The organism is Streptomyces stoeckheimensis (assembly GCF_045822005.1).
GTDB lineage: Bacteria > Actinomycetota > Actinomycetes > Streptomycetales > Streptomycetaceae > Streptomyces > Streptomyces stoeckheimensis.
The window spans coordinates 2,501,718-2,524,300 of record NZ_CP169550.1 but is presented as its reverse complement, the minus strand read 5'-3'; the positions used below and the strand labels follow the sequence as shown (position 1 = coordinate 2,524,300).

Sequence of the window (22,583 nt, the reverse complement as noted above, 5' to 3'; positions counted from 1 at the left end):
GGCCGTGGAGCCGGCGGGTCAGGGCTTGACGGAGCGGTAGTAGCGGGCCGCCCCCTCGTGCAGCTGCAGGGGATCCGTGTAGATCGCCGTCCGCAGGTCCACGAGCTGGGCGGCGTGCACCTGCCTCCCGATGCGGTCGCGGCTGTCGATCACCGTGCGCGTGAGCTGCTCCGTCAGCTCGGCGCCCGCGTCATCCCGGGTCACCAGCAGGTTCGGCACCGCGACGGTGGACACCGCCGAGTTGTTGCGGGCGCGGTCGTAGGCGTCCTGGGGCATCACCGCGGCCCGGTAGTACCGCGCGGGGCTGCCGCTGGCCTGGAGCGCCTCCACCAGGTCCCCGAGCTGCACGAGCCGGATCTCGAACCGCTCCGAGAGTTTCTCCACGGCATTGGTGGGCAGCCCGCCCGACCAGAAGAAGGCGTCGATCCGGCCGGCCTCCAGCTCCTCCGGCACGGTGTCGATGCCGATGGCCACCGGTGTGATGTCGCGCACCGGGTCCAGCCCCGCCGCGTTGAGCATCCGCTCCGAGATCAGCCGCACCCCCGAGCCGTCCTGGCCGACGGCGACCCGCTTGCCCCGCAGGTCCCGGGTGGACTGGACGGGCGAACCGGCGGGCACCACGAGCTGCACGTAGTCGTCGTAGAGGCGGGCCAGGGCGCGCAGCCGCTCCGCTCCGGGCTTCCGGTCGACCTGGTACTTGGCCACCGCGTCGGCCGTCGCCACCGTGAAGTCGGCCTCGCCCGCGGCCACCCGCTGCAGGTTCTGCTGCGAGCCCTCGCTGGTCTTCAGCCGGACCCGGACCCCGGGCACGTCCGTGGCGAGCGCCTGCTCCAGCAGCAGGCCGTAGCGGTGGTAGACCCCGGACTGGACGCCGGTGCTGAAGGTGATCCCACCCGTGAGCTCCGGCCGGCCGAAGGGCCGCAGCCACCAGACGAGGGCGCAGAGCACCGCCAGTACGGCCACCAGGGCCTGCAGGGCACGGCGCCTGCTGATCCGGGGCGGTACGAGAGGCATGGCCGCGATCCTGCCACCGACCAGCTCTCCTGTCACGGCCCGCCCGCCCCTCCGGGCCCCCTCCGGCCCGCACTCGGCCCGGGCCGCCACGCCCGACCCTTACCCTTGCTGGGTGAGTACCGAGAGCGGCGAGGCGACTGTTGTGAAAACGTACGAGGTCCGGACGTACGGCTGTCAGATGAACGTGCACGACTCCGAGCGGCTGTCCGGCCTGCTGGAGGACGCCGGGTACGTCCGCGCGCCCCAGGGCTCCGACGGCGACGCGGACGTCGTCGTGTTCAACACCTGCGCCGTCCGCGAGAACGCCGACAACAAGCTCTACGGCAACCTCGGCCGGCTCGCGCCGATGAAGACCAAGCGCCCCGGCATGCAGATCGCCGTCGGCGGCTGCCTCGCGCAGAAGGACCGCGACACGATCGTGGACCGCGCCCCCTGGGTCGACGTGGTCTTCGGCACGCACAACATCGGCAAGCTGCCCGTCCTGCTGGAGCGCGCGCGCATCCAGCAAGAGGCGCAGATCGAGATCGCCGAATCGCTGGAGGCCTTCCCCTCCACGCTCCCGACCCGGCGCGAGTCCGCGTACGCCGCCTGGGTCTCGATCTCCGTCGGCTGCAACAACACCTGCACCTTCTGCATCGTCCCGGCGCTGCGCGGCAAGGAGGAGGACCGCCGTCCCGGCGACATCCTCGCCGAGGTCGAGGCACTCGTCGCCGAGGGCGTCTCCGAGATCACCCTGCTCGGCCAGAACGTCAACGCCTACGGTTCCGACCTGGGCGACCGCGAGGCCTTCTCCAAGCTGCTGCGCGCCTGCGGCGCCATCGAGGGCCTGGAGCGGGTCCGCTTCACCTCCCCGCACCCGCGCGACTTCACCGACGACGTGATCGCGGCGATGGCCGAGACCCCCAACGTCATGCCGCAGCTGCACATGCCGATGCAGTCCGGATCGGACACGATCCTGAAGGCGATGCGCCGCTCGTACCGCCAGGAGCGCTTCCTCGGCATCATCGAGAAGGTCCGCGCCTCCATCCCGCACGCCGCGATCTCCACCGACATCATCGTGGGCTTCCCCGGTGAGACGGAGGAGGACTTCCAGCAGACCATGCACGCGGTGCGCGAGGCGCGCTTCGCGAACGCCTTCACCTTCCAGTACTCCAAGCGCCCCGGGACCCCGGCCGCCGACATGGAGGGGCAGATCCCCAAGGAGGTCGTCCAGGAGCGGTACATGCGCCTGGTCGCCCTCCAGGAGGAGATCTCCTGGGACGAGAACAAGAAGCAGGTCGGCCGGACCCTGGAGGTCATGGTCGCCGAGGGCGAGGGCCGCAAGGACGGCGCCACGCACCGGCTGTCCGGGCGGGCCCCCGACAACCGGCTGGTCCACTTCACGAAGCCGGACGAAGAGGTCCGCCCGGGTGACGTGGTGACGGTCGAGATCACCTACGCGGCCCCCCACCACCTCCTGGCCGAGGGTCCGACCGGGGCGGTACGCCGTACGCGTGCGGGCGATGCCTGGGAGAAGCGCAACGCGGCTCCGGCGCAGCCGAAGGGCGTCCTGCTGGGGATTCCCACCCTGGGCGTCCCGGCACCCCTGCCGGTGGCGGCATCGGGCTGCGCGGCACCCTCGTCTTCCTGACGCTCCCGTTCTCCTGACGCTCCCGTTCCCGCCTCCCGGGGCGGCCGGCTACGGCTACGCTGCGGATCATGCTCGTAGCCGCCGCCGTCTGTCCCGCCCCGCCGATGCTCCTGCCGGAGATCGCCACGGGAGCCGCCGCCGAACTCGGCGACGCCCGGACCGCGTGTTCCGACGCGCTGTCCGTGCTCGCCGCCTCCCGGCCCGATCTGCTCGTCGTCGTCGGAGCCTGTGAGCCCGACCACCACGGCGCCTACCCCCAGGGAGCCCGCGGCACCTTCCGCGGATTCGGCGCCGGGGCCGACGTACGGCTGGGCGAGGGCGAGGAGGGGCCGCGGCTGCTGCCCACCCCGCTCGCCGTCGGCGCCTGGCTGCTCGGCCGGGCCGGCTGGGGCGCCGCGCCCCTGGAGGGCTTCGGGGTCGCGGGCCCGCTGGACACCGAGGGGTGCCTGGAGGCCGGCCGCGAGCTCGCCGCGCGCGAGGACCGGGTCGCCCTGCTCGTCATGGGCGACGGCAGCGCCTGCCGGTCCCTCAAGGCCCCCGGCTACCTCGACGAACGCGCCGCCGCCTTCGACGCCGAGGCCGCCCGCGCGCTCGGAGCCGCCGACCTGCCCGCCCTCGCCGCCCTCGACGCGGAACTCGCCGCCGAGCTCCAGGCGGCCGGACGGGCCCCCTGGCAGGTGCTCGCCGGCGCCGCCGAGGGCGCGGGGCTCGAGGGACGACTGCTGTACGAGGACGCCCCGTACGGGGTCGGGTACTTCGTCGCCGCCTGGTCGTAGCGGCGGGCGGCACGCCCGCACGGAGAAGCGGACGAACGAAGAAGCGGACGACACGGAGAAGGGGCGCGGCACCGAGTGGTGCCGCGCCCCTTCCGCCGTTCCGGGACCGCGTCAGGAAGCGGCCGGCGGCGTCGGCCCGCCGGGAGCGTCCTTGTGCGCGATCTTGCCCAGGGCGTCCTTCGCCTTGTCCGCGCCGCTAGAGATCTGGCCGCTGTACTTGCCCTTGGTCTTGGAGTCGACGGCCTTGGCCACCTTCTCCAGATTCTGGGTGATCTTGCCCTCGTGCTGTGCAGCGAGGTCGCCGACCTTGTCCTTGGCGGGCGCGAGCTTGGCCTTCAGATTGTCCAGCAGGCCCATGGGTCACCTTCCAATAGCGAGGCTACGTACGGGCACCCTCTGCGGCCTCGCTGTCCGCGGTGGCCTCCGCCGACTGCTGCTTCGGGATCTCGACGGCTTCCACCGCCGCGCTCTCCTCCGCCACAGCCTGCTCGGTCCCGGCCTCGTCGGCCGTCGCGGACTCCACCGTCAGATCCGCGGAAACGGCCTCTTCGGTCGTCGCCTGGGTCTTGCGGCCGAGAAGCCGGTCCAAAATGCCCATGTCTACTCCTATAACGTTACTCGTGTGAGTGAAGTTCCGCCGTGGACGGGCCGCCGCACGGCAGGCGCGCGCCCGGCCGGAACCCCGCCAAGGCAACGACCCCGGCCCGGTCCCGTCACGTAGCTCGATCGGGTACATGGCAGCGCCTTGACGAGGGGCTGCGAGACTGGTGCGGTGAGGAAAGCAGCCCCCGCCCCGCGGGTCATCGCCGTCGTAGGACCCACCGCGGCCGGAAAGTCCGATCTGGGCGTAGCCCTGGCCCGTCATTTCGACGGCGAAGTCGTCAACGCCGACTCGATGCAGCTGTACCGGGGGATGGACATCGGTACCGCCAAACTGACGACCGAGGAGCGCGGAGGGGTCCCGCACCACCTCCTCGACATCTGGGACGTCACCGAGACGGCGAGCGTCGCCGAGTACCAGCGCCTCGCCCGCGCCGAGATCGACAAACTGCTCGCGCAGGGCCGTACGCCGGTCCTCGTCGGCGGTTCCGGCCTCTACGTGCGCGGCGCCCTCGACGCCATGGAGTTCCCCGGCACCGACCCCGAGGTCCGGGCCCGGCTGGAGGCCGAGGTCACCCTGCGCGGCCCCGGCGCCCTGCACGCCCGGCTCGCCGCCGCCGACCCGGCCGCCGCGCAGGCCATCCTGCCCAGCAACGGCCGCCGCATCGTGCGCGCGCTGGAGGTCATCGAGATCACCGGGCGGCCGTTCACCGCCAACCTGCCCGGCCACGAGTCCGTCTACGACACGGTCCAGATCGGCGTGGACGTGGCCCGGCCCGAGCTCGACGAGCGGATCGCGCTGCGCGTGGACCGGATGTGGGAGGCCGGGCTGGTGGACGAGGTCCGCACGCTGGAGGCCGCGGGCCTGCGGGGCGGTATCACCGCCTCCAGGGCGCTCGGCTACCAGCAGGTACTGGCCGCCCTCGCCGGGGAGTGCACGGAGGAGGAAGCGCGCGCCGAAACGGTCCGCGCCACCAAGCGCTTCGCCCGCCGCCAGGACTCCTGGTTCCGCCGCGACCCGAGGGTGCACTGGCTCAGCGGGGCCGCCGAGGACCGCGCGGAACTCGCCGGACTCGCGCAGTCGTTGGTCGAACGAGCGGTCACAGCCTGATCACGTGATGGCATCGGGACGCCCCGCACGCCCGTCCGGGGCCTGACGGCGTGCCATCATCAAACTTCCGCCGGTGCCGTCACCGGCGGTGAACGGCGGCGTACGAAGTCCAAGTGGGGAGGGCGCGTGGCGATGGAGGCCGGCCCTCGTGACACCGGTCGGGACGACACCCGGCGGGAAACGGACCCGATGCTTCACAGCGCCCTCGCCGACGGCGACGGCCCGATCGACGGAGCGCCGGAGGACGCCGACGCCCTCGCACTGCCCGCGGACGCCGACGGCGGCCCCGGACTGGGACTGCCCGCGGATCCCGCCCGGCTGACCCCCGACGGCCCGGACGCGCCGGACTCCGCCGAGGCGGAGGCCGCCGCAGCCCCCGCGTTCGAGGTGGAACTGCGCCCGCAGCGCAGGCTGAGGCTGTGGCAGATCGCCCCCATCGTCATGCTGGCCGCGGCCGGGTCCCTGATGTTCGCCTTCCCGCTCGCCTTCGAGTTCGGCGACGGCGGAGCGGTCGTCGCCATGCTCGGATTCCTCATCAGCTGCTGCGCGGGCGGCTGGGGCATGATGGCCGCGCGCCGCGTGGGCTACGCCCTGCCGGGGCTCCCGGCCCGCGGTTCGGGGCAGCGGCCCGACTGGCGCCTCGCCCTGCTGTACGCACTGGTCGCGCTGGGTGTCGTGGCGCTCGCGGTGTACCGGGTGGCCCGGCTCCGGTAGGGCCCGTCTCGGCGGGCGGGCGGACCGGCTCCGCCGGGTTCGGGCTCGGTACCATGGGCGGGTGACGCAGACCAGCCTCTTCTTCCTCAAGGGCCACGGCACCGAGAACGACTTCGTGATCGTCCCGGACCCGGACAACGCCATCGAGCTGCCGGCCTCCGCCGTCGCGCGGCTGTGCGACCGGCGGGCCGGAATCGGCGCCGACGGCGTGCTGCACGTCGTGCGCTCCGCAGCGCACCCCGAGGCCGCGCACCTGGCCGACGAGGCCGAGTGGTTCATGGACTACCGCAACAGCGACGGCTCCATCGCCGAGATGTGCGGCAACGGCGTCCGCGTCTTCGCCCGCTACCTCCAGCACGCCGGGCACGTGGAGCCGGGCGACCTGGCCGTCGCCACGCGCGGCGGAGTCAAGCGGGTGCACCTCGACAAGACCGGCGACGTGACCGTCTCCATGGGCCGCGCCGAGCTGCCCGAGGGCGAGGTCACCGTCTCCGTCGGCGACCGCTCCTGGCCCGCCCGCAACGTCAACATGGGCAACCCGCACGCGGTGGCCTTCGTCGACAGCCTGGACGACGCCGGGAAGCTGCTGGACCCGCCCCCTTACAGCCCCGCGTCCGCCTACCCGACGGGCGTCAACGTCGAGTTCGTCGTCGACCGCGGCCCCCGCCACGTCGCCATGCGCGTCCACGAGCGCGGCTCCGGCGAAACCCGCTCCTGCGGCACCGGCGCCTGCGCGGTCGCCGTGGCCGCCATCCGCCGAGACGGCGCCGACCCGGCCGTCACCGGCGCGCCCGCCACGTACACCGTCGATCTGCCCGGCGGCACCCTGGTCATCACCGAGCACCCCGACGGGCGGATCGAGATGACCGGACCCGCCGTGATCGTGGCCGAGGGCGAGTTCGATCCCGCCTGGCTCACCGAAACGGCTTTCGTCTGAAGCTTCCCTCTAATGGGTGATCCGTTTCACGCTGAGCGAGAGGTGGACTGCGCCACGTGGTGGGGTCGGTAGCATCAGGCACCGGCCCTGCGGGCGCACCCCATGCCCACCACCGCCGGTCGAAGCCGTCGGAGGTGCCCATGAGTGCAGAGGCCACGAACCCCGAAGCACGTCCCGAAGCGCTCCCCGAACTTCGCAGACGCGGCCGGACCAGGCTTGACCTGCGACGACTCGGACGCGCTGCGCTGCTCGGCCCCACGCCCCGGGACCGGCTGCCGGACGCCATCGGCCACGTAGCCGAGGCGCACCGCGCCCACCATCCCGACGCGGACCTGTCCATCCTGCGCCGCGCGTACCTGCTCGCCGAGACCTCGCACCGCGGCCAGATGCGCAAAAGCGGTGAGCCGTACATCACACATCCGCTCGCCGTCACGCTCATCCTGGCCGAACTGGGCGCCGAAACCACGACCCTGACGGCCTCGCTCCTCCACGACACCGTCGAGGACACCGACGTGACCCTCGATCAGGTCCGCGAGGAGTTCGGCGACGAGGTCTGCTTCATCGTCGACGGGGTCACCAAGGTCGAGAAGATCGACTACGGCGCCGCCGCCGAGCCCGAGACCTTCCGCAAGATGCTCGTCGCCACCGGCAACGACGTCCGCGTGATGTCCATCAAACTCGCCGACCGGCTGCACAACATGCGCACCCTCGGGGTGATGCGGCCCGAGAAACAGGCACGCATCGCCAAGGTCACCCGCGACGTGCTCATCCCGCTCGCCGAACGGCTCGGCGTGCAGGCCCTGAAGACCGAGCTCGAGGACCTCGTCTTCGCGATCCTGCACCCCGAGGAGTACGAGCACACCCGCGCCCTCATCGCGGCCCACGCGGGAGAGCGCGACCCGCTGCCCGGCATCGCCGACTCGGTACGGGCCGTCCTGCGCGAGGCGGGCATCGCCGCCGAGGTGGTGGTGCGGCCCCGGCACTTCGTCTCCGTGCACCGGATCTCCCTCAAGCGCGGGGAGCTGCGCGGCTCCGACTTCGGCCGCCTGCTGGTCCTCGTGGGAGAGAACGCGGACTGCTATGCCGTGCTGGGTGAGCTGCACACCTGCTTCACCCCGGTCATCTCCGAGTTCAAGGACTTCATCGCCTCCCCGAAGTTCAACCTCTACCAGTCCCTGCACACCGCCTTCGCCACGAGCGAGGGGCCCACGACCCACGTCGCCGAGGTCATCGTCCGGACCCGGCAGATGCACCGGGTCGCCGAGGCGGGCGTGGTCGCGCTCGGCAATCCGTACACCTCCCCGCAGCAGGCCGAGTCCGCCGACCAGATCGCGGCGGCCGACTGCGAGGAGGAGCGGGTCGACCCGACCCGGCCGGGCTGGCTCTCGCGGCTGCTCGACTGGCAGCAGTCGGCGCCCGACCCCGACACCTTCTGGGACGTCCTGCGCTCGGAGCTGGCCCAGGACCGGGAGATCACCGTGTTCCGGGCCGACGGGGGCACGCTGGGCCTGCCGGCCGGCGCCAGCTGTATCGACGCCGCCTACGCGCAGTACGGCGAGGCGGCCCACGGCTGTATCGGCGCCCGGGTCAACGGGCGCCTGACCTCCCTGTCCTCCCGGCTCTCGGACGGGGACACCGTCCAGCTCCTGCTCGCGCACGACGCCTCCTCGGGGCCCACCGCCGACTGGCTGGACCACGCCAAGACCCCGGCCGCCCGGATCGCCGTCAGCAGCTGGCTGGAGTCCCACCCCGACGGGGCCCGGCCCGCCGACGCCGCACCGAGGGCGCCGCTCTCGGTGATCGGCCTCCGCAGTGGCGGGGGCAACGCCGTCGCCGACCTGCCCGACGCCACCGTGCGGCTCGCGGGGTGCTGCACGCCGGTCCCGCCGGACGCCGTCGAGGGGTTCGTCGTACGCGGCGGGGCCGTCACCGTGCACCGGGTCCACTGCGCGACCGTGGCCCAGATGCGGGCGGTGGGGCGGACCCCCGTCGCCGTGCACTGGCGGGCGACCGCGGACTGCCGGGTCACCCTGCTCGCCGAATCGTTCGGCCGCCCCCACCTGCTGGCCGATCTGACCGAGGCCATCGCCCGCGAGGGGGTCGAGGTGGTCTCCGCGACCGTGGAGCCGCCGGTCGAACAGCGGGTCCGGCACAGCTACACCCTGCAGCTCCCCGACGCGACGGGCCTCCCGGCGCTGATGCGGGCCATGCGGGACGTGCCGGGGGTCTACGACGTCAGCCGGGCGTAGCCCGCCCGACCCCTTTCGGGTGGAGCCGTCGCGCGCCGTTCGCGGGCGCGTGGCGGGCGCTGATAAGCGGTGGGGGATGCAGCTCACCTCCCCGCGCCTGCGCGCCGCCCTGCTGGCCGCGGCCTCCCTCACCCTCGTCGCCGCCGTCGTGCCCCCGCCCAAGGCGCTCGGCATCGGCGACGCGCTCTTCCCCGAGCTGGGGAACCCCGGATACGACGTGCTCTCGTACGACCTGTCCTTCGCGTACAAGGACAACAACAGCCCCCTCGACGCGGTCACCGTCATCGACGCGCGCAGCCTCACCCGGCTCGAAACCGTCAACCTCGACTTCACCCACGGGAAAGTGGCCTCCGCCGAGGTCAACGGGGAACCCGCCGGCTTCGCCAGCGTCGGCGAGGACCTCGTCCTGACCCCCGCCCGGCCGGTCGAGCCGGACCTTCCCCTCCACATCACCGTCCGGCACACGAGCGACCCGCGCGGCCGCGGCGACGGCGGCTGGGTGGTCACCGACGACGGGCTGGCCATGGCGAACCAGGCCGACGCCGCACACCGGGTCTTCCCGTGCAACGACCACCCCGCCGACAAGGCGTACTTCACCTTCCGGGTGAGCGCGCCGGCCGGAAAGACGGCCGTGGCCAACGGGGTGCCGGGCGCGCTGCCGGCCCGCAGGGCGGGCGCCGCGACCACGTGGACGTACCGGACGCTGCATCCGATGGCCACCGAGCTCGCCCAGGTCTCGATCGGCGACTCGGCCGTGATCCACCGCACCGGGCCGCACGGACTGCCGCTGCGCGACGTGGTCCCGGCGGCGGACCGGGAACGGCTCGAGCCCTGGCTGAAGAAGACCGCCGGGCACATCCAGTGGATGGAGGCCCGGGTCGGCCGCTACCCCTTCGAGAACTACGGCGTGCTGATCGCGAAGGCCCGTACCGGCTTCGAGCTGGAGACGCAGACCCTCTCGCTGTTCGAGAGCGCACTGTTCGCGGGCGGCGGTGGATACCCCGAGTGGTACGTCGAATCCGTGATGGTCCACGAGCTGGCCCACCAGTGGTTCGGCGACAGCGTGAGCCCGCGCACCTGGTCCGACCTGTGGCTCAACGAGGGCCACGCCACCTGGTACGAAGCCCTGTACGCGGACGGCCTCGGCAAGTACTCCCTGGAGCGGCGGATGCGCGAGGCGTACCAGCGCTCCGACCAGTGGCGGGCGGCGGGCGGCCCCCCGGCCGCGCCCAAGCCGGCCGCCCCGGGCGAGAAGATCGGGCTGTTCCGGCCGGCGGTCTACGACGGGGCCGCGCTGATCCTGTACGCGCTGCGGCAGGAGATCGGGGCCAAGGCCTTCGACCGGGTGGAGCGGCGCTGGGTGGGGGAGCACCGGGACGGGGTCGCGGGCACGGCGGACTTCGTACGGCTGGCCTCGCAGGAGGCGGGCCGGGACCTGGCGACGTTCCTGGAGCCGTGGCTGTACGGGAAGAAGACGCCGGCGATGCCGGGGCACCCGGAGTGGAGCGCCCCGAAAAGCGTGTGACGCGTGCGGAACGGGCATGCCACCATCGACGAGGCCGTTCCGCGGGGTGCTCCGGGGGAATCTCCGGGGAGTGTCACACGTTGGACGTGACAGTGTTATGTCACGCGCGGGAGTAGCTTTGGCCTTGGCTCCGCTTCGCCTGACGCGGACGCATTCGAAAACGACGTAAGGATCCAATGACCTCCTCTTCTTCCCCTTCCCAGGACGCGCGGGACGACGCACAGGGTGCGCCGGATCCGCAGAGCTTCACCGAGAGCCTTCGGGCCGACGCCCTGATGGAAGAGGACGTCGCCTGGAGCCACGCGATCGACGGAGACCGGGACGGCGACCAGTACGAGCGCTCCGAGCGCGCGGCCCTGCGCCGCGTGGTCGGCCTCTCCACCGAACTCGAAGACGTCACCGAGGTCGAGTACCGCCAGCTCCGCCTGGAGCGGGTCGTCCTCGTCGGCGTATGGACCTCCGGCACGGTGCAGGACGCGGACAACTCCCTCGCGGAGCTCGCCGCCCTCGCCGAGACGGCGGGCGCACTCGTACTCGACGGCGTCATCCAGCGCCGCGACAAGCCCGACCCGGCCACCTTCATCGGTTCCGGCAAGGCGCGCGAGCTGCGCGACATCGTGATGGAGAGCGGCGCCGACACCGTCGTCTGCGACGGTGAGCTCAGCCCCGGCCAGCTCATCGCCCTCGAAGACGTCGTCAAGGTGAAGGTGGTCGACCGGACCGCGCTCATCCTCGACATCTTCGCCCAGCACGCCAAGTCCCGAGAGGGCAAGGCGCAGGTCGCACTCGCGCAGATGCAGTACATGCTGCCGCGACTGCGCGGCTGGGGTGCCTCGCTGTCCCGGCAGATGGGTGGCGGCGGCGGTGGCGGCATGGCCACCCGCGGCCCCGGTGAGACCAAGATCGAGACCGACCGGCGCCGGATCCGCGAGAAGATGGCGAAGATGCGCCGGGAGATCGCGGAGATGAAGACCGGCCGCGACATCAAGCGGCAGGAACGGCGCCGCAACAAGGTGCCCTCGGTCGCCATCGCCGGATACACCAACGCCGGCAAGTCCTCGCTGCTCAACCGCCTCACGGGCGCGGGAGTCCTGGTGGAGAACGCACTGTTCGCCACCCTCGACCCGACCGTGCGCCGGGCCGAGACCCCGTCGGGCCGGGTCTACACCCTGGCCGACACCGTCGGCTTCGTCCGGCACCTGCCGCACCACCTCGTCGAGGCGTTCCGCTCCACGATGGAGGAGGTCGGCGACTCCGACCTCATCCTGCACATCGTGGACGGCTCGCACCCGGCGCCGGAGGAGCAGCTGGCGGCGGTCCGCGAGGTCATCCGCGAGGTCGGCGCCGTCAAGGTGCCCGAGATCGTGGTGATCAACAAGGCGGACGCGGCCGACCCGCTGGTGCTCCAGCGCCTGCTGCGGATCGAGAAGCGCTCCATCGCCGTCTCGGCGCGCACGGGTCAGGGCATGGAGGAACTCCTCGCGCTCATCGACGCCGAGCTGCCGCGGCCGGCGATCGAGATCGAGGCCGTGGTCCCGTACACGCGCGGCGGCCTGGTCGCCCGGGCACACGCCGAGGGCGAGGTGATCTCCGAGGAGCACACGGCGGAGGGCACCCTGCTCAAGGCGCGGGTGCACGCCGAACTGGCGGCGGAGCTCGCTCCGTACGTGCTCGCGAAGCACTGACGCGGCGGCCCCCGGGCCACGCCGTGCACGACCGAGGGCCCCCGCTGGTGCGGGAGCCCTCGGTCGTGCGATGTGCTGCTGCGGCTACTTGAACTTGCCGCTCACGGCGTCGAAGACGCCCTTCGCCTCCGGACCGAGCCGGGGCCCGGCCAGCCAGCCCGCCTTGGCGGGACCGATGGAGGTGTTCGACACCAGCGCGGGCTTGCCGTCGGCACCCGCCGCCACCCAGCCGCCGCCCGAGGAACCGCCGGTCATCGTGCAGCCGATGCGGTACATCGTGGGGTCGGTCGCGTTCAGCGACAGCCGGCCCGGCTTGTCGGTGCACTGGAAGGTCTTCTGGCCGTCGAACGGAGCCGCCGCCGGGTAACCGGTGGCCGTCATCTTCGCGATCTTGGGCGCGGCCGGGGCGTTGAACTCCACCGGGAGCGCCGTACCGACCGTCTCCTCCAGCGACTTGCCGCCACCCTTCTCCGGGGTCACGTGCAGCACCGCGAAGTCGTACGGGGCACCCGCGCCGCCGGTCGGACCGCCGGTCGCGATCCACTGGTCGGAGGTCTGGGCCCAGTCGCTCCACCAGACGCCGTACGGGGCCACTTCCTCGCGGGGCGCACCCTTGAGCGCGGCCGCGGCCTTGCCGCTGTTGTTGTACGACGGGACGAAGGCGATGTTGCGGTACCAGCCGCCGGACTTGCCCGCGTGCACGCAGTGGCCGGCCGTCCAGACCATGTTGGACTTGCCGGGGTGCGCCGGGTCCTTGACCACGGTCGCCGAGCAGACCATCGATCCCTCGGGGCCGTCGAAGAAGACCTTGCCGGAGGCGGGGACGCTCTGGTGGTAGGGCGGGGTCGCGGCCTTGGCGGCCACCGGAGCCGGGGCCGGGTCGGTGACGCCCTGGTCCTTGCCCGCATCGGGGTCGACGGCGGGCGGCTGCGGCGTCTTGGCGGCGTCACGCATCCGGTCCGGGTCCCAGAGGTCCTCGATGATCGGGTTGATGTAGTCGCCCGCCTCGCGGAGCCAGTCCTCCTTCTTCCAGTTCTTCCACTCACCCCCCTTCCACTTCTCCAGGTCGATGCCGTGCTCCTTGAGCTTGTCCTTGAGCCCGTCCGGGATCTTCACCCCGTCCAGGCTGGTGGGCAGGCTCGCCGCCACGGTCGGCTTGGCGTCGGTCTCACCGTCGCCGGGCCCGCACGCCGCGGCGGTCAGCGCGAGCGCGGCCGAGCACAGGATCGCGGTGACCGGTCGGATCGGTCGCATGTCGTGAATCCCCCTGGATGGTTCTTGGTTCGGGACGGTGCCTGGATAGGCGGGCGCCTGGGTTGCAGCACCCCACTATGCCGCTGCCGTGGGGGACGGCACAGCCCGGGGCACCGGTTCCCCCGGGCCGGAAAGGGATCCGGGCCGGACGAGGATCCCGGGGCGGGCAAGGATCTTGGGCCCACCCGTGATCCGTCGCCGCCACCGTCGTTGGTACGTACGGGGGATGGGGGAGCAGCGTGGGTGTTCGAAGCGCACCCCGGAAGGGCAACCGTGCGGGAGGAGCGACACTCGTGCCTTTGACGGCTTGGACGGGCGAGCAGGCCACGGCTGGGGAGCAGGTACCGGCGCAGGCGAACCGGATTGCGGAGGAAGGGCACTTCGCGGGTCCGGGTCCGGGGCCGGGTGCGAGTGTGGGGCCGGGGCCGGGGCCGGATGTGGATGCGGCTCCGGGGCCGGCCGCGGCGGAGGGGATCCTGCGCAGGCAGGCACAACGGGAGTCCGCGGCACGGACGTACGCGCGCTCCCTGCCCATCGTGCCCGTGCGCGCACGGGGGTTGACCATCGAGGGGGCGGACGGACGCCGCTACCTCGACTGCCTCTCCGGCGCCGGGACCCTCGCCCTGGGCCACAACCACCCGGTGGTGCTCGAAGCCATCCGCGGGGTCCTCGACTCGGGGGCCCCGCTGCACGTGCTGGACCTCGCGACTCCGGTCAAGGACGCCTTCACCACCGAACTGTTCGCGACCCTGCCGGCGGAGCTTGCCGCGGACGCCCGCATCCAGTTCTGCGGCCCGGCCGGGACGGACGCGGTGGAAGCCGCGCTGACCCTCGTCCGCACCGCGACCGGCCGTTCGGGGATGCTCGCCTTCACCGGGGCCTACCACGGCATGACCACGGGAGCACTGGCCGTCTCCGGCGGGGCCACGGACGTACGGGTGACCCGGCTGCCGTATCCGCAGGACCGCCGCTGCCCGTTCGGAGTCGGCGGGGCCGAGGGGGCGGAGCTGTCGGCCCGTTGGACGCGGAACCTGCTGGACGACCCCAAGAGCGGGGTGCCCGCGCCCGCCGGGATGATCGTCGAACCCGTCCAGGGAGAGGGCGGGGTCCACCCCGCCCCCGACGCCTGGCTGCGCAGCATGCGGGAGATCACGGCGGAGCGGGGGATCCCGCTGATCGCCGACGAGGTCCAGACCGGGGTCGGGCGCACCGGGGCCTTCTGGGGGGTCGACCACGCGGGGGTCGTCCCCGACGTGATGGTGCTCTCCAAAGCCATCGGGGGCAGCCTGCCGCTCGCGGTGATCGTGTACCGGGCGGAGTTGGACCAGTGGGCCCCCGGTGCCCACGCCGGCACCTTCCGCGGCAACCAGCTCGCCATGGCGGCGGGCACCGCGACGCTGGCCTACGTCCGGGAGAACGGCCTCGCGGAGCGCGCGCGGATCCTGGGCGCGCGCATGCTCGGCGCCCTGCGCGGCTTGATCCCGGCGCACCCGTGCGTGGCGGACGTACGGGGCCGCGGGCTGATGATCGGCGTCGAACTGGCCGACCCCGACACCGGGGAAGCCTCGCCCGACCTCGCCGTGGCCGTCCGCCAGGCCTGCCTGGACCGAGGCCTGATCGTCGAACTCGGTGGCCGCCACTCCAGCGTCGTCCGCCTCCTCCCTCCCCTCACCCTGACCGACGAACAGGCCGCGGCCGTCCTCGACCGCCTCGCCGACGCCATCCCCGCCGCCACCCGCCGCTAAGGACCCCCATGCCCGACCCCCTCCACCCCACATCCCCGTTCCCGCCCCCCACCAACACCGCCCCGCCACCGAACACCCCGGGCTCACCCCTCCCACCCACCACATCGGGCTCGCCCGTCCCGCCCACCACCTCGGGCTCGCCCCTCCCGTCGGCCGCCGCCACGGTGGTGCGCCCCGGCACCGCAGGTCCCACGCTTCCGTCGGCGACCGCCCCGGAGTCCTCGGCCCCGCCCACGGTGCTGCTGCCCGCAGCGGTGGACCCGACCCTTCCGCCGTCGCCCCCGACGCTGATGGCGTCCGGTACCGAGGGTCCCACTCTTCCGTCGGCCGCTGCCGCGGTGTCTCCGGTCCGGCCCGCGGTGTTGCCGCCTGTGGCGGGGGACCCGGACCTTCCGCTGTCGTCCCCGACGTTGATGCCGTCCGGTGCCGCGGGTCCCAGCCTTCCGTCGGCCGCTGCCGCGGTGTCTCCGGTCCGGCCCGCGGTGCTGCCGCCTGTGGTGGGGGATCGGCCTTTGCCGCTGTCGGCCTCGACGTTGGTACCGGACGGAACCAACGTCGAGGCCGCTGCCACGGTGTCTCCGGTCCCGCCTGCGGTGCTGCCATCCACAGCGGGGGGTCCAACCCTCCCGCCAGCCCCGTCCACGGTGCCGCCGCCCGGAGCCATGGGCCCCGGCTCTCTCACGGTCCCGCCGCCCGGCGCCTTGGACCCCGCCCTCCCGGCGGAGGCCTCCACGGTGCTGCCACCCGGCGCCGCGGGCCCGTCCCACCCGTCGGCCCCGTCCACGGTGCCACCGGTCCTGTCGCCCGCAGCGTTGGATCCCACCCTTCCGGCGGCGACGCCCGCCGCGCTGCTGCCCGGCGCCTCGGGTCCCACCCGTCCGTCGGCCCCGTCCCCGGTATCACCGTCCGCAGCTTTGGGCTCCAGCCTTCCCCCGGCCACGCCCACGGCGCCGACGGCCCCGCCGCTCAGCCCCTCGGGCCCCACCTTCCCGCCGCCCGCTTCGGCGCATCCACCTGCCAACTCCCCACAGCCGCCGCAGACTCCGACCGCTGCCACCGCACCGCCGCAGCCCCCGTCCCCGTGGGGGTCCCCACAACCTCGGGCCGCTGCCGCCCCACCCTCTCCGCTACGGCCCCAGGCGGCTCCGGTCGAGCCCGTGCCACCGGTGCCCGCTGATCCGCCCCCCTCTTCATCGGATTCGTCGCCTGCTCCCGCGCCACCGCTGTCGGTGCAGGCCGATCCGTCAGGGTTCCCCCTTGCTGCGGCTGCGCCGCTGCCGGTGCCCACTGCGCCCTTGCCAATGTCGGCCTCGGCCCCGGGCACGCCACCCGGTGTAGGGGGCGGTCCGGTCCCCTCTCCGGAGGCCCCGGGCTCTCCCTCCGACCGCGGGTACGGGCACACACCCTCCACACCTCTCCCCGTCGGCTCCTCGCCCCGGCCGACCGCGGAGGAGGTCGGGCCCCGCTCAACCGCGTCAGCCGCTCCTCCCGGAGAACCGCCCACCATCGGGGCCCCCCCAGCCGCCGCCCAGGGTCCGGCTGCCTCGGGGGAAGGGCACCGGCCCTCACTGCTTCCGACGGCCCCCGCAGGGTTCCAGCCGCCGCCGGCCTCCGCCCCGGGGGCCCGGTCCGCCGCCGCGGGCACACCGGCTCCCGCTTCCGCAGGCCGAGCCGCGCCGACGCCGCTGTCGGGCCCGACCCCCGGCGCCGGACTGACGCCGTCTCCGGACGGCCGGCCCTCACCGTCGCTGACGGCCTCCGCCGGGAACGTCCCGACCCGGCTGGGGGAGCCTTCCGGTACCGAGCCCACGGCTCCCGGTCCGAGTCCGGCCCCGGCCGTCCCAGGGGCCCCGGCCGGGCAGCCCCCAGTCAATGCGGCCTCGGCTGCAACGGCTGCTTCGGCGCGACCCACGCCCTCCTTCCCTTCGGACGGCACGCCGGCTCCGGCACCTTCGGCTGCTGCGACCCGACCTGGGTCGCCAGGGAGTGAGCTTCCGCCCGCCGCCCCCGCAGGGCAGCCGACAGCCGCTTCGGCGGAACGTTCTCCCCAGCCCGCCGCCGATGCGTCTGTGGCCGGTGGGTCCACGACGCCGCCTACCGCATGGCCGCCCTTGCTTCCTTCGGCGGACGGTTCCTCTCGGCCCACCGCCGATGCGGCTCCTCCCACCGCGTGGCCGCCGCTGCTTGCTGCGTCGGGTGGTTTCCCGCGGTCTTCCTCCGCCGATGTGGCCGTGCCCGGTGGGTCTTCGACCGGCGCCGCCGCGTGGCCCGGCGGGACGGCTCTCAGTGGGGCCTTGGGCGGTGTGCCTTCGGCCGTGGCTTCGGGGTCGGCTTCCGGGGGCGCGGCCGACGCCGGTCCGGCAGGACTGGCTGAGGGGATGTCGGCCGGGGGCTTCGCGGATGCCCTCGCCGGGTGGCCCGGGGCGGAGGTTTTGGGAGCGGCGACCGGACCCGGCTCCTCGGCCGACCCGGCGCCGTCAGGCCCGGGGCGTTCGGGAGAGCTGCCCTCGGGGGGACAGGGCAAGACCGTGCCCAAGGGGCCTTCTGAGACGGCCCCTTCGGCCTCGGGTTCCACCGGCACGCCCACCGCTGCCCAGGACGCGGCGGCCCCACGACGCGGCGCAGCCGAAGCGGAAGAGCGGGCCACGGCATCGGCGCCGCCAGGTGACGGCTCCAACGGTCCTGCCGGTGGGCTTCCGGGCATGCCTGCGGCGGGCATGCCCTGGCCGCCGGCCGAGCCGCAGTCACCGGCCGCGGTGCCACGGCAGAAGGACGGCACCGCCCGGCCCCGCGCGGGAGCGACCGACCCGTTGGACCACCCCGACCCCAGGGTCGCCGCCGAGGCCGCCTCGGTGGAGAACCTGCTGCGCTGCTGGGTCCGCGAGACCGGACTCGAACAGCCCGCCGGTCCCGTCCTGCGCATCCCCCTCCCCGCATCGGGCGCCGCCCTGCTCGTCGCCGTCCGCTACTGGTCCACAGCCGGCTGGCACCGCTTCGGCCCGGCCCGCATCGAAGGCGTCACCGCCGACGCCCCGGCCGTGGACGCGGTCACCCTCGCGGCACTGATCTCCCGCGAAGGCGAAGGCACCCCCGGAAAGGCCCCCGGCGACGGTGCCCCCGGCGGCGCCGACCTCGTCGGCCGGGTCGCCGACTCGGTGCACCGGACCGCCGAGTTCATCACCGACCGCCGCCAACGCCCGGCCGCACCCGACCCCGTCGCCGCGGACCGGTTCCTCACCTCCGAACAGTCGCTCCTCCTCGGCCACCCGCTGCACCCGACCCCGAAGAGCCGCGAAGGGCTCTCCGAAGCCGAAGTGCGCCGCTACTCACCCGAACTGCACGGCTCCTTCCCCCTGCACTGGGTGGCGGTCGCACCCGCCGTCCTCGCCACCGACTCCGCCTGGACCGAACGCGGCCGCCCGGTCTCGGCCGCCCGGCTCCTGGGCCGTCTCGCCCCCGGGCTCCCGGTGCCCGACGGTGCCACCCCGCTTCCCCTTCACCCCTGGCAGGCCCGCGACCTGCTCCAGCGCCCAGCGGCCGCCGCCCTCCGCGACGCGGGACTCCTGCACGACCTGGGCCCGTACGGCGCCCCCTGGTATCCGACCTCCTCCATCCGCACCGTCCACCAGCCCGGCGCCCCCGCGATGCTCAAGCTCTCCCTCGGCCTGCGCATCACCAACTCCCGTCGGGAGAACCTCCGCAAGGAACTCCACCGCGGCATCGAGGTGCACCGGCTGCTCCGCACCGGACTCGCCGAGCGGTGGCAGTCCGCCCACCCCGGCTTCGACATCGTCCGCGATCCCGCGTGGGTCGCCGTCGACGCCCCGGACGGTGCACCCGTCCCCGGACTCGACGTCATGCTCCGGCACAACCCCTTCCGACCGGGCGACGACGCCCTCTGCATCGCCGCACTCACCGCACCCCGTCCGTGGCCCGGGCGGACCGGCATGAGCTCCCGGCTCGCCGAGACCGTCTCGCGGCTCGCCGCCACCACGGGGCGGACGACCTCCGCCGTCGCCGCCGAGTGGTTCCTGCGCTACCTCGAACACGTCGTCCTGCCGGTCCTCGCCTTCGACGAGCTCGCCGGGATCGCCCTCGAAGCGCACCAGCAGAACACGCTGGTGCTCCTCGACCCGGCCGGCTGGCCGGTCGGCGGCCGCTACCGCGACAACCAGGGCTACTACTTCCGCGCATCCCGCCGCGCGGAGCTGGAGCGCCGGCTCCCCGGAATCGGCGCCACGAGCGACACCTTCGTCTCCGACGCCGTCACCGACGAACGCTTCGCCTACTACCTCGGCATCAACAACGTGCTCGGTCTCATCGGGGCCTTCGGCTCCCAGCGACTCGCCGACGAACGCATCCTGCTGGCCGCATTCCGTCGTTTCCTCGGCAAGGCCAGGGGCCTCGGCCCGCTCCCCGAGAGGCTGCTCGACTCACCCACCCTGCGTTGCAAGGCGAATCTACTCACCCGCCTCGGAGGCCTGGACGAGCTCGTCGGCCCCGTCGACACCCAGTCCGTCTACGTCACCATCGCCAACCCCCTTCACGATTGACGCGTCAGCACCGAAACGGAGAAGAGCCCCCGATGCCCTCCACCGATTTCCACACCGGAGTGCTCCTCACCGATGTGGCCCGCACCGATGTGCTTCGCACGGAGGTGTTCCGCACCCCGGCACCGCGTCTCAGCGCCGAGTCGCTGCCCCGGCTCGCCGAAGCCGATCTGCTCGACTCCCCGGCGGCCTGGGGCGGCGTCACGACGAGGTCCGGCGTCTTCCGCCTCGAACCGGTACGGCTCGACCGCGACCTGGAGCTGCTCACCGGCTGGATGAACGACCCTCAGGTGGACGCCTATTGGGAACTGGCCGGCCCGGCCGCCGTCACCGCCGCCCACGTGTGGACGCAATTGGACGGGCAAAGTCGCAGCATCCCGTGCCTCGGCCTCCTCGACGGGACGCCGATGAGCTACTGGGAGATCTACCGGGCCGACCTCGACCCGCTCTCCGCGTACTACCCGGCGCGCCCCCACGACACGGGTATCCACCTGCTCATCGGAGACGGCACGAACCGCGGCCGAGGTCTGGGCACCGCGCTCCTGCGCGCCGTCGCCGACCTGGTGCTCGACAACCGCCCGCGCTGCATGCGCGTCATCGCCGAACCGGACATCCGCAACACCCCCTCCGTATCAGCCTTCCTGAACTCCGGCTTCCGCTGCCCCTTGGAGATCGAACTGCCCGGCAAGCGAGCCGCCCTGATGATCCGCGAACGGGCGCTGCGCAATCTCCTCTGAGCACCGCCCCGCCCGCCTCACTCACGCCGTCCCCGCCGCCCCGCAGTTCCCGTACACCTCTTCACTTCCCGCACATCTCACCTCGAAAACTCTGCGCCATGCAGCAAAGTTCCCGATCTTGAGGAGTCCCGTGCAGAACTTCCCCGCAGCCCCCGACTCCCCAGGCCCCCACCTCTCGGACACCGTGCCCCCGTCGCCCCAGCACCCGTGCACACCGCCCGAACTGAACCGCCCGACCTGGGATTTCGCCGCCCGCCGCCTGCTCGCCAAGATGCTCGGTGAGTTCGCGTACGAGGAGATCATCACCCCGGTCCCCGCCCCGGCCGCCTCCGGCGATGCCTGGACGCTCACCCTCGACGACGGCAGCAGCCTCGGCTTCCGGGCCCGCCGCCGCTCGTACGGCAGCTGGCACGTCACCCCCGACACGATCACCCTCACCCCGCAGCCCGCGACCTCCGGGGCACCGACCGCCTCCGGGCCGCAGACCGCCTCCGGGGCACCGACCGCCTTCGGGGACCCCTACGCCTTCCTCATCCGCGCGCGCACCCTCCTCGGCCTCGACGGCGCCACCCTCGGCCACCTCGTGCGCGAGCTCAGCGCCACGCTCGCGGCCGACGCCCGCATCGACCACACCGCGCTCACCGCGGACGTCCTCGCCGACCTCGACTACGCGGCCCTCGAAGGCCACCAGACCGGCCACCCCTGGCTCGTCCTCAACAAGGGGCGGATCGGACTCTCCGCCTCCGACACCGCCGCCTGGGCGCCCGAGGCCCGCACCCCCCAGCGCCTGCCCTGGCTCGCCGCCCACACCTCCCTCGCGCACTACCGGGGCACCGCCGGTCTGGAAGACCCCGCCCGTCTCTATTCGGCCGAGCTCGACCCCGTCACCCGCACCCTCTTCGACCGGACCCTGCGCGACCGCGGCCTCGACCCGCTCGGCTACCTCTACCTCCCCGTCCACCCCTGGCAGTGGGACGAGGTCCTCCTGCCCGTCTTCGCCCCGGCCCTCGCCGCCGGCACCCTGGTCCCGCTCCCCGCCGACCCCGACCTCCGCCTTCCCCAGCAGTCGATCCGCACCTTCCTCAACCTCACCCGCCCCGACCGCCACAGCGTCAAACTGCCGCTCTCCGTCCTCAACACCATGGTCTGGCGCGGCCTGCCCTCGGACCTGGCCCTCGCGGCGCCCGCCGTCACCGCCTGGATCCACTCCCTGCGCGACGGCGACCCCTTCCTCCGCGAGGAATGCGGAGTGATCCTGCTCGGAGAGGTCGCCTCCGTCACGGTCCGCCACCCCGTCTACGACGCGCTCCCCGAAGTCCCGTACCAGTACAAGGAGCTGCTCGGCGCGATCTGGCGCGAACCGCTGACCGGGCACCTCGCCCCCGGCGAGCGGGCCCGCACCCTCGCCTCGCTCCTGCACACCGATCCCCGCGGCCGCTCCTTCACCGCCGAGCTCGTCGCCCGTTCCGGTCTGACGCCCACGGTCTGGCTCCAGCGGCTCTTCGCCGCCCTGCTGCCGCCCCTGCTCCGCTTCCTCTACCGCTACGGCACCGTCTTCTCCCCGCACGGAGAGAACACCGTCGTGATCTTCGACGAGCACGACGTCCCGGTCCGCCTCGCGGTCAAGGACTTCGTGGACGACGTCAACATCAGTGCCGAACCGCTGCCCGAGCTGGCGACCATGCCCGACGAGGTCCGGGCGGTCCTGCTCACCGAGCCTGCGGACTTCCTGCCCCAGTTCATCCACTCGGGGCTCTTCGTCGGCGTCTTCCGCTACCTCTCCGCCCTCTGCGAGGACCGGCTCGGGGTCCCGGAGGACACGTTCTGGTCCCTCGTGCGGGCGGAGATCTTGCGCCACCAGGCCCGTTTCCCGGAGCTCAAGGAGCGCTACGAGCTCTTCGACCTGCTCGGCGAACGCATCGTGCGGCTCTGTCTGAACAGGAACCGTCTCTACGAGGACGGCTACCGCGACCGGCCCGACCGCCCGCACGCCGTGCGCCACGGCACCGTGCCGAACCCCCTCCACCGGTCATGACCGCTCGCCGGTGCGGCCACT

16 protein-coding genes are annotated in these 22,583 nt (G+C 73.2%); 12 read left to right on the top strand and 4 right to left on the bottom strand.

Features of this window, described 5'->3' with window-relative positions:
- Nucleotides 1–18: 18 nt before the first annotated feature.
- Nucleotides 19–1,014: a TAXI family TRAP transporter solute-binding subunit gene (locus tag ACE1OC_RS11390; protein ID WP_407836941.1), complete on the bottom strand. Its 996-nt coding sequence runs from the start codon at nt 1,012–1,014 to the stop codon at nt 19–21.
- A 112-nt stretch (nt 1,015–1,126) separates the two neighbouring features.
- On the opposite strand from ACE1OC_RS11390, the gene miaB reads away from it, so the two are divergent.
- Nucleotides 1,127–2,644 carry a tRNA (N6-isopentenyl adenosine(37)-C2)-methylthiotransferase MiaB gene (gene miaB, locus ACE1OC_RS11385; protein WP_407836940.1) on the top strand — a complete coding sequence of 506 codons (1,518 nt, stop codon included), beginning with the start codon at nt 1,127–1,129 and terminating at the stop codon, nt 2,642–2,644.
- A gap of 68 nt (nt 2,645–2,712) precedes the next feature.
- The gene (locus ACE1OC_RS11380; protein ID WP_407836939.1) at nt 2,713–3,420 is read left to right on the top strand and encodes a hypothetical protein; all 708 of its coding nucleotides are present in this window, start codon (nt 2,713–2,715) and stop codon (nt 3,418–3,420) included.
- Between the two features lie 111 nt (nt 3,421–3,531).
- Here ACE1OC_RS11380 and ACE1OC_RS11375 read toward each other — a convergent pair whose 3' ends face one another.
- Both ACE1OC_RS11375 and ACE1OC_RS11370 read right to left on the bottom strand, forming a co-directional pair.
- Complete coding sequence (locus ACE1OC_RS11375) at nt 3,532–3,777, bottom strand: antitoxin (protein ID WP_266881466.1); 246 nt, start codon at nt 3,775–3,777, stop codon at nt 3,532–3,534.
- A 22-nt stretch (nt 3,778–3,799) separates the two neighbouring features.
- On the bottom strand, nt 3,800–4,018 hold the full coding sequence (locus ACE1OC_RS11370; RefSeq protein ID WP_351370657.1) for a gliding motility protein: 219 nt from the start codon (nt 4,016–4,018) through the stop codon (nt 3,800–3,802).
- A gap of 174 nt (nt 4,019–4,192) precedes the next feature.
- Between ACE1OC_RS11370 and miaA the strand changes: the two genes are divergently transcribed.
- The 6 genes from miaA to hflX all read left to right on the top strand — a co-directional run bounded on the left by miaA (nt 4,193) and on the right by hflX (nt 12,241).
- Nucleotides 4,193–5,131: a tRNA (adenosine(37)-N6)-dimethylallyltransferase MiaA gene (gene miaA / locus ACE1OC_RS11365; protein WP_274549851.1), complete on the top strand. Its 939-nt coding sequence runs from the start codon at nt 4,193–4,195 to the stop codon at nt 5,129–5,131.
- Between the two features lie 126 nt (nt 5,132–5,257).
- On the top strand, nt 5,258–5,845 hold the full coding sequence (locus tag ACE1OC_RS11360; RefSeq protein WP_407836938.1) for a hypothetical protein: 588 nt from the start codon (nt 5,258–5,260) through the stop codon (nt 5,843–5,845).
- 61 nt (nt 5,846–5,906) lie between these two features.
- Nucleotides 5,907–6,782: a diaminopimelate epimerase gene (gene dapF, locus ACE1OC_RS11355; protein ID WP_407836937.1), complete on the top strand. Its 876-nt coding sequence runs from the start codon at nt 5,907–5,909 to the stop codon at nt 6,780–6,782.
- 140 nt (nt 6,783–6,922) lie between these two features.
- Nucleotides 6,923–9,031, top strand: a complete 2,109-nt coding sequence (locus tag ACE1OC_RS11350) for a RelA/SpoT family protein (protein ID WP_407836936.1) — start codon at nt 6,923–6,925, stop codon at nt 9,029–9,031.
- 76 nt (nt 9,032–9,107) lie between these two features.
- Complete coding sequence (locus tag ACE1OC_RS11345; protein ID WP_407836935.1) at nt 9,108–10,556, top strand: M1 family metallopeptidase; 1,449 nt, start codon at nt 9,108–9,110, stop codon at nt 10,554–10,556.
- Nucleotides 10,557–10,732: 176 nt separating this feature from the next.
- A complete protein-coding gene (gene hflX, locus ACE1OC_RS11340; RefSeq protein ID WP_407836934.1) occupies nt 10,733–12,241 on the top strand; it encodes a GTPase HflX in 1,509 nt (502 codons plus the stop codon).
- An 84-nt stretch (nt 12,242–12,325) separates the two neighbouring features.
- Here hflX and ACE1OC_RS11335 read toward each other — a convergent pair whose 3' ends face one another.
- The gene (locus tag ACE1OC_RS11335) at nt 12,326–13,495 is read right to left on the bottom strand and encodes a trypsin-like serine peptidase (protein ID WP_407836933.1); all 1,170 of its coding nucleotides are present in this window, start codon (nt 13,493–13,495) and stop codon (nt 12,326–12,328) included.
- A 437-nt stretch (nt 13,496–13,932) separates the two neighbouring features.
- Here ACE1OC_RS11335 and ACE1OC_RS11330 point away from each other — a divergent pair, with 437 nt between their 5' ends.
- The 4 genes from ACE1OC_RS11330 (at nt 13,933) to ACE1OC_RS11315 (ending at nt 22,562) form a co-directional block, all read left to right on the top strand.
- Entirely contained in the window at nt 13,933–15,240 is a 1,308-nt protein-coding gene (locus tag ACE1OC_RS11330) for a diaminobutyrate--2-oxoglutarate transaminase family protein (RefSeq protein ID WP_407836932.1), read from the top strand.
- 2,702 nt (nt 15,241–17,942) lie between these two features.
- Nucleotides 17,943–19,793: an IucA/IucC family protein gene (locus ACE1OC_RS11325; RefSeq protein ID WP_407836931.1), complete on the top strand. Its 1,851-nt coding sequence runs from the start codon at nt 17,943–17,945 to the stop codon at nt 19,791–19,793.
- Nucleotides 19,794–19,825: 32 nt separating this feature from the next.
- The gene (locus tag ACE1OC_RS11320; RefSeq protein WP_407836930.1) at nt 19,826–20,527 is read left to right on the top strand and encodes a GNAT family N-acetyltransferase; all 702 of its coding nucleotides are present in this window, start codon (nt 19,826–19,828) and stop codon (nt 20,525–20,527) included.
- Between the two features lie 130 nt (nt 20,528–20,657).
- Complete coding sequence (locus ACE1OC_RS11315) at nt 20,658–22,562, top strand: IucA/IucC family protein (RefSeq protein ID WP_407836929.1); 1,905 nt, start codon at nt 20,658–20,660, stop codon at nt 22,560–22,562.
- The last annotated feature ends 21 nt before the right edge of the window (nt 22,563–22,583 follow it).

What these genes read in the sequence shown, in the direction of transcription:
- ACE1OC_RS11390 (WP_407836941.1), bottom strand. Translation starts at nt 1,014, where the DNA reads ATGCCTCTCGTACCGCCCCGGATCAGCAGGCGCCGTGCCCTGCAGGCC.
- ACE1OC_RS11380 (WP_407836939.1), top strand. Translation starts at nt 2,713, where the DNA reads ATGCTCGTAGCCGCCGCCGTCTGTCCCGCCCCGCCGATGCTCCTGCCG.
- ACE1OC_RS11375 (WP_266881466.1), bottom strand. Translation starts at nt 3,777, where the DNA reads ATGGGCCTGCTGGACAATCTGAAGGCCAAGCTCGCGCCCGCCAAGGAC.
- ACE1OC_RS11370 (WP_351370657.1), bottom strand. Translation starts at nt 4,018, where the DNA reads ATGGGCATTTTGGACCGGCTTCTCGGCCGCAAGACCCAGGCGACGACC.
- ACE1OC_RS11350 (WP_407836936.1), top strand. Translation starts at nt 6,923, where the DNA reads ATGAGTGCAGAGGCCACGAACCCCGAAGCACGTCCCGAAGCGCTCCCC.
- ACE1OC_RS11345 (WP_407836935.1), top strand. Translation starts at nt 9,108, where the DNA reads ATGCAGCTCACCTCCCCGCGCCTGCGCGCCGCCCTGCTGGCCGCGGCC.
- hflX (WP_407836934.1), top strand. Translation starts at nt 10,733, where the DNA reads ATGACCTCCTCTTCTTCCCCTTCCCAGGACGCGCGGGACGACGCACAG.
- ACE1OC_RS11335 (WP_407836933.1), bottom strand. Translation starts at nt 13,495, where the DNA reads ATGCGACCGATCCGACCGGTCACCGCGATCCTGTGCTCGGCCGCGCTC.
- ACE1OC_RS11325 (WP_407836931.1), top strand. Translation starts at nt 17,943, where the DNA reads ATGCCTGCGGCGGGCATGCCCTGGCCGCCGGCCGAGCCGCAGTCACCG.
- ACE1OC_RS11320 (WP_407836930.1), top strand. Translation starts at nt 19,826, where the DNA reads ATGCCCTCCACCGATTTCCACACCGGAGTGCTCCTCACCGATGTGGCC.